This is a genomic window from Streptomyces colwelliae (assembly GCF_048158785.1).
In the GTDB taxonomy this organism is placed as follows: domain Bacteria; phylum Actinomycetota; class Actinomycetes; order Streptomycetales; family Streptomycetaceae; genus Streptomyces.
Map to the genome: position 1 here is coordinate 1 of NZ_JBLTJC010000314.1, position 12,277 is coordinate 12,277.

A 12,277-nucleotide genomic window follows, 5' to 3' on the forward strand; every position below is an offset into this window, starting at 1 on the left:
GCCGATGCCGATGCCGATGCCGATGCCGACGCCGACGCCGGTGGAGGTGCGAGGACCCGAGGAACGGCCGGCTGAGCCGCCGGCGTCGAGTGTGCGGCGCGACGTCCCGCCTGCGACGTCGACGCCCTTGGAGAGCCCGGGTCCCGGCGAGCCGCTGCTGTCGGTCGCGCGGCGCGCTGACGTTTTGTCTGCGGCGTCGACTTCGTTGGTGGTGTCAGGCCCCGGCGTTGTGTCGGCCGCGCCGACGCCCTCGGGCGCGCCAGACCCAGGTTCCTTGGCCGTTGCAGCAACGGGCCCGGACATTCGACGCCCGGATACTCCGTCCGCCGTGTCAACGTCCCCAGGGATTCGAAGCCCCGGTGACGAATCGGTTGCCGGGCGCGTTCAGGTGTCGTCCGAGCCCGCGAGTTTGCCGAAGTCGTGGTCCGGGAGTGATGGGGGTGGGCCGACGTCGAGGCCGTAGTGGTGGTAGAGCTGGAGTTCCTGGTCCGGGGAGAGGTGGCGGCCCACTCCGAAGTCGGGGGCGTCCTTGATCAGGGAGCGTTCGAAGGGGATGTGCAGGGTGCCCTCGATCAGTTCGCTGGGCTCCAGGGGGACGAAGGCGTCTCTGGAGAACAGGCCGGTGCGTATGGCCGCCCACTCCGGTACGCCGGTCGCGTCGTCGAGGTAGACCTCGTCGATCGTGCCGATCTTGGCGCCGGTGCGGTCGAACGCCTTGCGGCCGATCAGGTTGCGCGGATCGATATCGGTCTGCACGGGCCCACCTCCTGGTCGCAACTCATCCGTAAGCACTACAAAAGAGCACATTGAGGAAGGCGGCCACTCGAAAGCTAGGCTTCAACGCTCGCTGGTAGGCTGGCCAACGGCTGCTGACCCCGTGCGGGAGAGTCCTCCAGACTTCATCGGAGGCGCCGAAGGAGCAAATCCTCCCCGGAATCTCTCAGGCTCACGTACCGCACGGACGAGGTCACTCTGGAAAGCAGAGCGGGTGTCGTTGACGGTGTCGACGGTTTTCGCTCTCACCGACGGTGAAAGCCGGGTGCCTTCGGGATGCCCGGTGAAGCTCTCAGGTTGAGATGACAGAGGGGGAGGCCGTCCGGCACCCCGCTGTCGTGGTGCCCTCGAAGGTCGTGTCCGACCAGGAGGCCTCCCTGATGACTGCCCCTCGCACTTCGCTCTCCGAGCTCGAACAGGGCATCCCGTTCGAGCAGCGTCACATCGGACCCGACCAGGAGGCGCGGGCCAAGATGCTCGCGCAGGTCGGATACGGCTCGCTCGACGAGCTCACGGCCGCCGCCGTCCCGGATGTGATCAAGAACGCCGACGCTCTCGATCTGCCGGGCGCCCGCACCGAGGCCGAGGTGCTGGCCGAGCTGCGTTCCCTCGCGGACCGCAATGAAGTCCTCGGTTCCATGATCGGGCTCGGGTACTACGGGACCTTCACCCCGCCCGTGATCCTGCGCAACGTCATGGAGAACCCGGCTTGGTACACGGCCTATACGCCGTATCAGCCGGAGATTTCGCAAGGGCGGCTCGAAGCTCTTCTCAACTTCCAGACCATGGTCGCCGATCTGACCGGGCTGCCCACCTCCGGTGCCTCCCTGCTCGATGAAGGGACGGCCGCCGCCGAGGCCGTGGCGCTGTCCCGGCGCATGGGCAAGAACAAGAAGGGTCTGTTCCTGGTCGACGCGGACGTGTTGCCGCAGACCATCGCCGTGATCGAGACGCGTGCCGAGCCGGCCGGTGTCGAGGTCGTCGTCGCCGACCTCAGCGAGGGCATCCCGGCCGACATCGCCGAGCGTGAGATCAACGGCGTGCTCGTGCAGTACCCGGGCGCCTCCGGAGCCGTACGCGACATCAAGCCGCTGATCGAGCAGGCGCACGCGCTCGGTGCGCTTGTCACCGTCGCCGCCGATCTCCTCGCGCTGACGCTGCTGAAGTCGCCGGGTGAGCTGGGGGCGGACATCGCGGTCGGTACGACGCAGCGGTTCGGGGTGCCGATGGGCTTCGGCGGGCCGCACGCCGGATACATGGCCGTGCGCGAGAAGTTCGCGCGCAGCCTGCCCGGGCGGCTCGTGGGCGTCTCCGTCGACGCCGACGGACACAAGGCCTACCGCCTCGCCCTTCAGACGCGCGAGCAGCACATCCGCCGTGAGAAGGCCACCAGCAACATCTGCACCGCGCAGGTGCTGCTCGCGGTGATGGCCGGCATGTACGCCGTCTACCACGGGCCCGAGGGGCTCAAGGGCATCGCGCGGCGGACGCATCGGTATGCCACGATCCTTGCCGCCGGGCTCACCGCCGGCGGAGTCGAGGTCGTGCACGGGGGCTACTTCGACACGCTGACCGCGCGCGTTCCGGGGCGGGCCGCCGAGGTCGTCGCCGCTGCCCGTGAGGACGGCGTCAACCTGCACCTCGTGGACGCCGACCAGGTGTCCATCGCCTGCGACGAGACCACCACGCGTGCCCAACTGGCCGCCGTATGGACCGCGTTCGGGGTGGATGGAGACATCGAGGCGCTTGACGCGAGTGCCGAAGACACGTTGCCCGCGGGGCTGTTGCGCACCGATGCCTATCTCACGCACCCGGTCTTCCGGGACCACCGTTCCGAGACCGCGATGCTGCGGTATCTGCGTCGGCTCGCGGACCGTGACTACGCGCTCGACCGGGGCATGATCCCGCTGGGCTCCTGCACCATGAAGCTCAACGCGACCACCGAGATGGAGCCGGTCACCTGGCCCGAGTTCGGGCAGTTGCACCCCTTCGCGCCCGCCGAGCAGGCGCAGGGATACCTCACGCTCATCCGGGAGTTGGAGGAGCGGCTCGCCGAGGTCACCGGGTACGACAAGGTGTCGTTGCAGCCGAATGCCGGTTCGCAGGGGGAGTTGGCCGGGCTGCTCGCCGTACGCGGGTATCACCGGGCCAATGGTGATGAGCAGCGGACTGTCTGCCTCATTCCGTCGTCCGCGCATGGGACGAATGCCGCGAGTGCCGTGATGGCCGGGATGAAGGTCGTCGTCGTGAAGACCGCCGAGGACGGTGAGATCGACGTCGAGGATCTGCGGGCGAAGATCGAGCAGTACCGCGACGAGCTGTCTGTGCTGATGATCACTTACCCGTCCACGCACGGTGTGTTCGAGGAGCACGTCGCCGACATCTGTGCGCAGGTGCACGAGGCGGGCGGGCAGGTCTACGTCGACGGGGCCAACCTCAACGCCCTTGTGGGGCTTGCCAAGCCGGGGCATTTCGGCGGGGACGTCTCGCATCTGAATCTGCACAAGACGTTCTGCATTCCGCACGGCGGTGGCGGTCCGGGGGTCGGGCCGGTCGGTGTGCGTGCGCACCTCGCGCCGTATCTGCCGAACCACCCGTTGCAGCCTGCGGCCGGGCCGGAGACGGGAGTTGGGCCGATCTCGGCTGCTCCCTGGGGTTCCGCCGGGATCCTGCCGATCTCTTGGGCGTACGTCCGGCTCATGGGTGGGGAGGGGCTGAAGCGGGCCACGCAGGTGGCGGTGCTCAGCGCCAACTACATTGCCAAGCGCCTTGAGCCGCACTATCCGGTGCTCTACACCGGCCCGGGCGGGCTCGTCGCGCACGAGTGCATCATCGATCTGCGGCCGATCAGCAAGGCGACCGGTGTCAGCGTCGACGACATCGCCAAGCGGCTCATCGACTACGGCTTCCACGCGCCGACCATGTCGTTCCCGGTGGCCGGGACGTTGATGATCGAGCCGACCGAGTCCGAGGATCTGATCGAGCTGGACCGGTTCTGCGAGGCGATGATCGCCATTCGCGGGGAGATCGAGAAGGTCGGTGCGGGGGAGTGGCCGGGCGAGGACAACCCGTTGCGGAACGCGCCGCACACCGCGGCCGCGCTCGGTGGGGAGTGGGGGCACGCGTATACGCGTGAGGAGGCTGTCTTCCCGGCTGGTGTCTCCGTTGCCGACAAGTACTGGCCGCCGGTTCGTCGGATTGACCAGGCGTTTGGGGATCGGAACCTGGTGTGTTCTTGCCCGCCGTTGGATGCGTACGAGGACTGAGCGTTCCGCTGGAAGTGCCGCGAGGTGCCGTCTTTCGGGTGCGGCACCGTTGTGGCTGGTCGCGCAGTTCCTCGCGCCCCTATGGGCGCTGCCGGGCCGGGCTGGATTTTGGGCGCGGGTTCGTTGTGGCTGGTCGCGCCCCGTGGCGGAGCCGTAAATTGATACAGCCCCGCGCCCCTTTGGGGCGCGGGGCTCCTCAAGCCGGATATGCGTGCGTCTGTGTTGCCTTGACCGTTGCCCAGACCGACGCGCCCTGGTGCAGGTCCAGTTCGGCTGCTGCGACCGTCGTTAGGTCGGCGGCCAGGGGGAGTTCGCCGGTCAGGTCTACGCGGATCTGGTCGCCGTGGGTTTCCAGGCCCGCTACCTCGCAGTGCCAGAGGTTGCGGGCGCTGGTGCCGGTGGGGCGGTCGCGGAAGAGGGTTACCCCGCTTGGCGGGAACGCTACGAAGACCTCGCCCTGGAGGTCCTCCGTGGTCGTGATCGTGGGTCCCGTGTCGAGGGTGACGGTGTGGCCGTCGGCGTGGCCCTTGTAGAGGTTGAGGCCGACCAGTTGGGCGATGTAGTCCGTGCGTGGGTGGCGGGCGATGTCGGCCGGGGTGCCCTCCTGGACGATCGTGCCCTGCTCGATCACGACGAGCCGGTCGGCCAACACCATGGCGTCCAGGGGATCGTGGGTGACCAGTACCGCGACCGCCTCGAACTCCGCGAGGTGGCGCCGGAGTTGGGCCCGTACGTCGAGGCGGGTGCGGGCGTCCAGGGCGGCCAGGGGTTCGTCGAGGAGGAGCAGGCGCGGGCGGGTCGCCAACGCCCTTGCCACGGCGACGCGTTGGGCCTGGCCGCCGGAGAGTCTGCGGGGCTTGGCGCCTGCGTGCTCGGTGAGACCCATGCGGTCCAGCCACTCGGCGGCCACCGCGCGGGACTCCGCCTTCGTCGCTCCCTGGCAGCGTGGGCCGAAGGCGACGTTGTCGAGCGCGGTCAGGTGGGGGAACAGCAGGTAGTCCTGGAAGACGACTCCTACCGGGCGGGACTCCGGTGGCGTGCGGTCCAACTCCGCGCCGTCCAGCCGTAGGTGACCGTGCGTCAGGCGGACCAGGCCGGCCAGGGCGCGGAGTGCTGTTGTCTTGCCGGCGCCGTTGGGGCCGAGCAGGGCGACGACGTCTCCCGGTGCGGCTGTCAGCTCCATGTCGAGGCGGAACGTGCCGCGGTCCACGACGAGATGGGCGTCGAGGCCCTGGGCGCCGGTGAGTTCGACGTCGGCGGTGTCGGTCATGGCGTGCACGTCCAGACGGCTGATGTGCGGGCGGTCGTACGGCTGTTGCTCATGATGTGGTCATCCAGCGGTCCCGGAGGCCTGCCAGTACCGCGATCGACACGGCCAGGAGGATCAGGCTCAGCGCGATGGCCGCCTCAGGGTCGTTCTGGAGAGCCAAGTACACCGCCAGCGGCATCGTCTGGGTGCGGCCGGGGAAGTTGCCGGCGAAGGTGATCGTCGCGCCGAACTCGCCCAGCGCGCGGGCCCAGGCGAGGACCGCGCCCGCCGCGATGCCCGGGGCGATCAGGGGGAGCGTGACCCGGCGGAACGCCGTGAAGCGGGAGGCGCCGAGGGTCTGGGCCGCCTCCTCGTAGCGGGGGTCCGCGGCGCGGAGCGTGCCCTCGACGCTGATGACCAGGAACGGCATCGCGACGAATGCTTCCGCCACCACGACGCCCGTCGTCGTGAAGGGCAGGGTGATGCCGAACCATGAGTCCAGCCACTGGCCTACGACGCCGTTGCGGCCGAGGGCCAGGAGAAGGGCCACACCGCCTACCACCGGGGGCAGGACCAGTGGGAGTGTCACCAGAGCGCGGAGGAAGCCGCGGCCGGGGAACTCCGTGCGGGCCAGCACCCAGGCCAGCGGTACACCCAGGACGAGGCTCACGGCCGTCGCCGCGGTCGCGCTGAACAGGGAGAGCTGGAGCGCCTGCCAGACCTCCGTGCTGGTCAGCTGGGAGGGGAGGGAGCGCCAAGGGGCCCGTACGAGAAGGGCGATCAGGGGGAGGAGCAGGAACGCCAGGCCCACGAGCGCGGGCAGCAGGAGGGGGAGTGGCACTCCCCGTCCCGTCATCCGGACACGGCGACGCCGCGGACCGCCCTTGAGGGTCTCGGCCGCGGCGTCGGAGGTGTCGAGCTGGGTCACGGCTTGAGGAAGCCCGCCGCGGAGAGCACCTTCTGGCCCTCGGCGGACTGCACCAGCGCGATGAACGCCTTGGCGGCGACGGCGTTCGGCGCGTTCTTGAGGAGGACGATCGGGTAGTCGTTGATGGCGTCGGCGGACTCCGGGAACTCCACGCCCTGCACCTTGCTGCCGGCGGCGTGCACATCGGTCTTGTAGACGACCGCCGCGTCGGCCTCCTTCAGCTCCACCTTCGTCAGGGCGCTCTTGACATCCGCCTCGTACGACACCGGGGTGAGCTTCAACTTGCTTGCCGTGAGCGCCTTTTGGGCCGCCGCACCGCACGGCACCGTCTTGTCGCAGAGCACGACCTTCAGCGACGAATTCGTGAGGTCCTTCAGCGAGGCGACCTTGTCGGGGTTGCCCGGCAGGGTGGCGATCTCCAGCTGGTTGCGGACGAACGTGGCCGGCGTGCCGACCGCGTCCTTCTTGTCCGTCACGATCGCCATGGTCTTGGGGCTCGCGGCGGCGAAAACGTCGGCGGGGGCGCCGCCGGTGATGCTCGCGGCGAGGGTGTCGCTGCCGCCGAAGCTGAAGGTGACCTTGGTGCCCGGGTGCGCCTTCTCGAACTCCTTGCCCAGTGTCGTGAACGACTCCTGGAGCGAGGCGGCGGCGAAGACGGTGACCGTGCCGGACATCTTCGGGGACGCGGACGCCGAGGAGCCGGACTTCGAGGAGGACGAGTCGTCGCTGGAGGAGCAGGCGCTCAGGGCCAGCAGTGCGGCGGCTCCCGCCCCGGCCACCTGTAGGGTCCGGCGGGTCCGACGCGCGGAACGGGTCATCACGGTTCTACTCCTCTGGTCTCTTCATGAAAGGGGCTCATGAAAGGGGTTGTCGCGCCTGGGACGACCGCAACGGCCGTGCCGCGATGATACTGCCGCATTTGCAAGGCATAAGTCTCCTGTCGCATCGCATGAGCAGCACTGTTCGCTTGTGGGGTGCGCATGTGCGTTTGTACGGGAGTGCCGACCGGGTACCACACTCCGGGAGGTGATGGCTCGTGACGCTCGCGCAGCTCGACCTGACGGGGGACCTCGCCCGCCCCGCCCGGCTGACCGTGCCCGACCTGTTCGACTGGCCGCTGCACCGGGTGCGGGTCAGCTTCGAGTGCGCCACCAGCGGCACCCAGGTGCACCGCTTCGCGGGACCCCGGCTCTACGACGTCCTGTCCTCGGCCGGTCCCGGCTTCGACCCCGTCCGCCGCAAGGACCGGCTGCGCTTCCTCATCGCGGTCAGCGGTGCGGACGGGCACCACGCGCTGCTGTCCTGGGCCGAGATCGACCCCGACTTCGCTCATGCCCCTGTTCTGCTCGCTGTCAGCATCGACGACACCCCGCTCGACCGTGCCGGACCGCAACTGGTGCTTCCGCAGGACCGCTGCGGGGCCCGGCACATCAGTGGGATCAGGGCGATACGGGTGGACGGCGGGTACGGGGCGACTCGGCCAGTGCCAGCCACACCCGGTCGCGGATCAGCGGAAGTTCGGTGAAGCGGACGCCCGTCGCGTCGCGAAGGGCGTTGGCGAAGGCCGGGGCGACCGGGTTGAAGGGGCTCTCACTCATCGACTTGGCGCCCAACGGGCCGATGGTGTCCGCCGTTTCCATGAAGTGGACCTCGGTGCGCGGCACGTCCGCGTACTGGGGGAGCCGGTAACGCCGGAACGCGGCCGTCTCCACCGCACCCCGCTCGTCGATGCGGACGTTCTCGAAGAGCGTCGCGCCGAGCGCCTGGGCGACCCCGCCCTCGACCTGGCCCCGGCACTGCATCGGATTCATCACCTTGCCCGCGTCGGCGGCGTGCACGCTGCGCAGGATGCGGATCTCGCCGGTGCCCGGATCGACGGCGACCCTGAACCACTGCGCGTTGAACGCCACCGAGCGGGGCGTTCCGCCGAAGTGCCCGTCGGCGCTGAACTCCACGCCGACCGCCGCACCCGCCGCGTGCAGTTCTTTCAGGGTGAGACGGCCGCCCGGGTGCAGTACGGCCTCCTCGGCCAACGCGCAGTCGGCGCGCGGGAGCCGCAGATGGGCGGCGGCGAAGTCGAGGAGCTGGTCGGCGAGGGCGCGGGCGGCGCGCAGCGTGGCCTTGCCCGCCACCACCGTGCCCGTGGAGGCGAAGGCGCCCGTGTCATGGCGTACGACGTCGGTGTCGGACTGGTGGACGGTGATCCGGTCGACGGTGGTGGCGAGTTCACCGGCCGCGATCTGGCGGTGGACGGTCGTCGTGCCGTTGCCGAACTCGGCTGTGCCCACGGCGAGATCGAAGCCTCCGTCGGGGAGGAGGCTCGCCTTCGCGTCGGCGATGTGGCCGCCGGGCGGGCCGGTCGCGATCATCGCCAGGGCCGTGCCCTCGCCCACCAGCCAGCCGTCCGGGGGGAGTTGGGAGGCGGGCTCCGCCTGCGCCCGGCGGACTATGGCGATGCACTGGTCGAGGCCGTAGCTCGCGATGTGCAGGTCCTCCTCCTCGCCGCCGGGGGTGATCATCGGCTCGCCGGGGCCGATGATGTTCCTCGCCTTGAACTCCAGTGGGTCCAGGCCGAGTTGGCGGGCGAGTTCGTCGAGCGCGGACTCCACGGCGAACATCACCTGGCCGAGGCCGTAGCCCCGGAAGGCGCCCGCCGGGACGGTGTGCGTGTAGACGGAGAAGGCGTCGACCTTCTTGTGCGGGGCGCGGTAGACGGCCATCGACTCGCCGACGCTGTGGAACATGACGGCGGGGCCGTGGTTGCCGTAGGCGCCGGTGTTGGAGACAACTCGTAGTCGCAGTGCGGTGAGTTGGCCGTCTCGGCGGGCGCCTGCCTTCACGTTGATCGTGAACGGGTGGCGGGTGGTGGCGCCGTAGAACTGTTCGGCACGGGTGTATTCCAGTTTCACCGGGCGGCGCAGGCGCAGGACCGCGAGGGCCACGATGTCCTCGACGAGCATCTCCTGCTTGCCGCCGAAGCCGCCGCCGACCCGGCCGGCGACGACCCGGACCTGTTCCTCGGGGAGGTCGTACAGCGCGCACAGGGCGCGGCGGGTGAGGAACGGGGTCTGTGAACTGGTGCGTACCGTAAGCCTGTTGTCCTCGTCGAACCACGCCACCGCGCCGTGCGTCTCCAGGCTCGCGTGCTGGACGCGCTGGGTGCGGTAGGTGTCCTCGTACACGGCGTCGGCCTCGGCGAAGCCCGTCTCCACGCTGCCGATCTCGCCGTGTGCCTCGCCCACGACGTTGTTCTGCGGGCGGGAGATACGGGCCGTGGCGGCGTCCTTGTCGTGGACGACCGGGGCGCCGGGACGCATCGCCTCCTCCGGGTCGAGGACCGACGGGAGGATCTCGTACGTTACCTCGACGCGTCGGCAGCCCTCCTCGGCGGCGGCCTCGCTGTCGGCGACGACGGCGGCGACGCGTTGGCCGACGTAGCGGACGGTGTCGTCGAGGACGCGGGTGTCGTCCGGGTCCTCGGTGGGGTGTTCGTGGCGGGCCGTGGAGAAGTGACGTTCCGGGGCGTCGTAGTGGGTGAACACGGCTTGTACGCCTGGGACTTGGAGAGCAGCAGCGGTGTCGATGGTGGTGATGCGGGCGTGGGCGTGCGGGGAGCGGAGGAGCTTCATGTGGAGCAGGCCCGGGATGTCGATGTCGAAGGTGTAGCGGGCGGTGCCCGTGACCACCTGGGGGCCGGCGGGGGCGGGGAGGTTGCGGCCCACCGCCTCGCCCGCGCCCGGTGCCTCGGCGTGGCAGACGCCTCGTACCGCGTCCTCGATGGCGCGGTAGCCGGTGCAGCGGCACAGGTTGCCCTTGAACGCCCTTGGGAGGTCGGTGAGTTGGTCCTCGTTCAGGGCGGCCGTCGTCATCAGGAAGCCGGCCGTGCAGAAGCCGCACTGGAAGCCCTGGGCGTCCAGGAACTTCCGTTGGACCGGGTGGAGTTCGCCGTCCTCCGTGGCCAGGCCCTCGACCGTGGTGACCGCTCGGCCGTCGGCGCGGAAGGCCGGGTAGAGGCAGCTGTGCACCGGTTCGCCGTCCACATGGACCGTGCAGGCGCCGCAGTCGCCCGCGTCGCAGCCCTTCTTCACACCGAACCAGCCGCGTTCGCGGAGGTACGTGCGCAGACACTGACCCGGGCGGGGCTCCTCGGTGAAGGGTCGGCCATTGACGTCGATCTTCATGCCGCTGTCTCTCCCAGCTCCCGGCGGATCTCCTCCGCGTACCGGAACGTCATGTGCGCCCGCCACTCGGGCAGCCCGTGGATGTCGTCGAACCACTCGTCGTCCGCCACGGCGGAGGCGATCGCTGTGCGCAGTTCCTCGGCCGTCGGTGGGAGCGGGAACCACAGGCGGAACGGGCGGACCGTCGACGCGGTGATCGTCAGCGCGAGTGAGCCGTCGAGCGGGTCCAGGGTGCCGATGACCAGGACTCCGGAGCGGCCGAGGCCGTAGAGCGAGGCCTGGCGGAAGGCCGTACGGCAGGTCAGGGCACGGGCCGGGACGGTGATCGAGCGGAGCAGTTCGCCTTCGGCCAGGTCCTTGCGGCCCGCGCCGGTCACGAAGTCGGCGACGCGGACCCGGCGGCGTAGGCCGTCCTGGGACAGGAGGAGGCACTCGGCGTTCAGGGCGGCCGTGAGGGAGATCATCGGGCCCGCGGGCAGGGCGTTGCAGAGGTTGCCGCCGACCGTCGCCATGTTCCAGATCTTGAAGGAGGCGAGGAAGGCGCGGCAGCACTGTTCGACGAGCGGGGCCGCGGTGGTCGTCAACTCCTTCGCGAAACGGGAGAGTTGGGCGATCGTGCAGGTCGCGGCGATCTCCAGGGAACCGTCCGGGTGGCGCTCGACGGGCGTCCAGCCGGTGCGGCTCAGGTCCACCAGGCGGCGCAGGTGCGGTTGCGGCTCGGAGAAGAGATACGTGCCGCCGCCGAGCCAGGCGTCGCCCGGCCGCCAGGGTGTCGGCCGCCGGGCGTCGAGGATCTCGGCCACCGTGTTCAGGTCCATGACCGCCAGTGAAGCAACGCGGAGCGGGTCGGGACGACTGGTTCACAGCACGGAAACGCCGACGTTCCAGGGCCGGACACTGGAGGATCGACCAAGAGGCGTTTCGGCCGATTGGTCTTGCACTTACCATGCAATCACTCGCATTCACCTGGCGAATGCGAGATGCGAGGAGCCGGAACCATGCACGTCGAACACCTTCTTCAGGACGAGTCCCTCGGCCTGCGCCTGCTGTGGGCCGAGGACGCCCAGCTGGCCCGGGAGATCAGCGGAGTGACCGTGACCGACCTGGAGGACCCCGCGCGGTTCGTGCGCCGGGACGAGGTCGTGCTGAGTGGGCTCGTGTGGTGGTCGGCCGAGGACGGGCCCGGGAGGGCCGAGCGGTTCGTGTCCGCGCTGCGTGGTGCGGGCGCCGCCGCGCTGCTCGCGGGGGAGGAGACGCACGGGTCGGTGCCGGACGACCTCGTCGAGGCCTGTGTGCGGCACGGGGTGCCGGTGGCCGCCGTACCGGCGCACATCATGTTCCGCGCGATCACCGACACCGTGTACCTCGGGCGGTGGGGCGAGCTGAGCCGTCGGCACACGCTGCCGGAGAACGTGCGGGGGCGGCTGAGCCGGATGGCCGCGCAGGGTGCGGGGCCTGAGGCGATCGTGGCGACCGCCTTCGCGCATCTCGAACGGGCCGTCGCGTATGTCCTCACGCCCTCGGGGCGGACGGTCGCGGCGACGCGGGGCGCCGGGGCGATACCGGTGGGGAAGGCGGGCGGCCTGCTGGCGGAGGCCGTGCCCGTCGATGCGGATGGGGTCTCGCCGTACGAGCGTTGGCATCTGTACCTTCCCGACCCCGACGACGCACCGCCGCGCATGGTGCACGAACTGGCCTCCGTGCTGGGGCGCTGCCAGGAGGCGCGGGTCCGGGCGCGGGCCGAAGAGCGGCAGACGGCCGACGAGTTGGGGGCGTTGCTCGCGGTGCCGGGTGTCGATGGTGCGGCTGTGGTGGCGGCGCTGCGGGCTTGCGGGTTGCCGGACGACGGGCCGTATCGGGTGCTCGTCGCGGAGACGGG

General features: G+C 70.0%; 9 protein-coding genes, 1 pseudogene and 1 riboswitch. Of the genes and pseudogenes, 3 read left to right on the forward strand and 7 right to left on the reverse strand.

Going from position 1 to position 12,277, the window contains the following annotated elements:
- Together ACNFOC_RS40990 and ACNFOC_RS40995 are read right to left on the reverse strand one after the other, a co-directional pair.
- Positions 1 to 303: pseudogene (locus ACNFOC_RS40990) on the reverse strand (hypothetical protein); the annotation flags it as partial.
- Positions 304 to 384: 81 nt separating this feature from the next.
- The gene (locus tag ACNFOC_RS40995; protein WP_416964102.1) at positions 385 to 756 is read right to left on the reverse strand and encodes a PRC-barrel domain-containing protein; all 372 of its coding nucleotides are present in this window, start codon (positions 754 to 756) and stop codon (positions 385 to 387) included.
- Positions 757 to 870: 114 nt separating this feature from the next.
- Positions 871 to 966: riboswitch (glycine riboswitch) on the forward strand.
- A 188-nt stretch (positions 967 to 1,154) separates the two neighbouring features.
- Here ACNFOC_RS40995 and gcvP point away from each other — a divergent pair.
- Positions 1,155 to 4,040 (forward strand): aminomethyl-transferring glycine dehydrogenase, encoded by a 2,886-nt coding sequence (gcvP, locus tag ACNFOC_RS41000; protein WP_416964103.1) that lies wholly within the window; start codon positions 1,155 to 1,157, stop codon positions 4,038 to 4,040.
- Between the two features lie 196 nt (positions 4,041 to 4,236).
- Here the strand turns inward: gcvP and ACNFOC_RS41005 are convergent, their stop codons facing one another.
- From ACNFOC_RS41005 to modA, 3 genes are read right to left on the reverse strand one after another with little or no spacing between them, the layout of a single operon-like run.
- Positions 4,237 to 5,310: an ABC transporter ATP-binding protein gene (locus tag ACNFOC_RS41005; protein WP_416964104.1), complete on the reverse strand. Its 1,074-nt coding sequence runs from the start codon at positions 5,308 to 5,310 to the stop codon at positions 4,237 to 4,239.
- Positions 5,311 to 5,359: 49 nt separating this feature from the next.
- The gene (modB, locus tag ACNFOC_RS41010; RefSeq protein ID WP_416964105.1) at positions 5,360 to 6,217 is read right to left on the reverse strand and encodes a molybdate ABC transporter permease subunit; all 858 of its coding nucleotides are present in this window, start codon (positions 6,215 to 6,217) and stop codon (positions 5,360 to 5,362) included.
- The gene (modA, locus tag ACNFOC_RS41015; protein ID WP_416964106.1) at positions 6,214 to 7,035 is read right to left on the reverse strand and encodes a molybdate ABC transporter substrate-binding protein; all 822 of its coding nucleotides are present in this window, start codon (positions 7,033 to 7,035) and stop codon (positions 6,214 to 6,216) included. Before modA ends, modB begins: the two co-directional genes overlap by 4 nt.
- A 218-nt stretch (positions 7,036 to 7,253) precedes the next feature.
- Between modA and ACNFOC_RS41020 the strand changes: the two genes are divergently transcribed.
- Positions 7,254 to 7,742 (forward strand): molybdopterin-dependent oxidoreductase, encoded by a 489-nt coding sequence (locus tag ACNFOC_RS41020; protein WP_416964107.1) that lies wholly within the window; start codon positions 7,254 to 7,256, stop codon positions 7,740 to 7,742.
- On the opposite strand, the gene ACNFOC_RS41025 is transcribed toward ACNFOC_RS41020, so the two are convergent.
- Both ACNFOC_RS41025 and ACNFOC_RS41030 read right to left on the reverse strand, forming a co-directional pair.
- On the reverse strand, positions 7,657 to 10,398 hold the full coding sequence (locus ACNFOC_RS41025) for a molybdopterin-dependent oxidoreductase (protein WP_416964108.1): 2,742 nt from the start codon (positions 10,396 to 10,398) through the stop codon (positions 7,657 to 7,659). The genes ACNFOC_RS41020 and ACNFOC_RS41025 overlap by 86 nt on opposite strands.
- Positions 10,395 to 11,216 (reverse strand): FAD binding domain-containing protein, encoded by an 822-nt coding sequence (locus ACNFOC_RS41030; RefSeq protein ID WP_416964109.1) that lies wholly within the window; start codon positions 11,214 to 11,216, stop codon positions 10,395 to 10,397. Before ACNFOC_RS41030 ends, ACNFOC_RS41025 begins: the two co-directional genes overlap by 4 nt.
- 180 nt (positions 11,217 to 11,396) lie before the next feature.
- Between ACNFOC_RS41030 and ACNFOC_RS41035 the strand changes: the two genes are divergently transcribed.
- On the forward strand, positions 11,397 to 12,277 hold an 881-nt coding region (locus ACNFOC_RS41035), incomplete at its 3' end, for a PucR family transcriptional regulator ligand-binding domain-containing protein (protein ID WP_416964110.1).

Bases quoted from the DNA above. Each gene is read 5' to 3' on its own strand.
- gcvP (WP_416964103.1), top strand. From the start codon at position 1,155: ATGACTGCCCCTCGCACTTCGCTCTCCGAGCTCGAACAGGGCATCCCG.
- ACNFOC_RS41005 (WP_416964104.1), bottom strand. From the start codon at position 5,310: ATGACCGACACCGCCGACGTCGAACTCACCGGCGCCCAGGGCCTCGAC.
- modA (WP_416964106.1), bottom strand. From the start codon at position 7,035: ATGACCCGTTCCGCGCGTCGGACCCGCCGGACCCTACAGGTGGCCGGG.
- ACNFOC_RS41030 (WP_416964109.1), bottom strand. From the start codon at position 11,216: ATGGACCTGAACACGGTGGCCGAGATCCTCGACGCCCGGCGGCCGACA.
- ACNFOC_RS41025 (WP_416964108.1), bottom strand. From the start codon at position 10,398: ATGAAGATCGACGTCAATGGCCGACCCTTCACCGAGGAGCCCCGCCCG.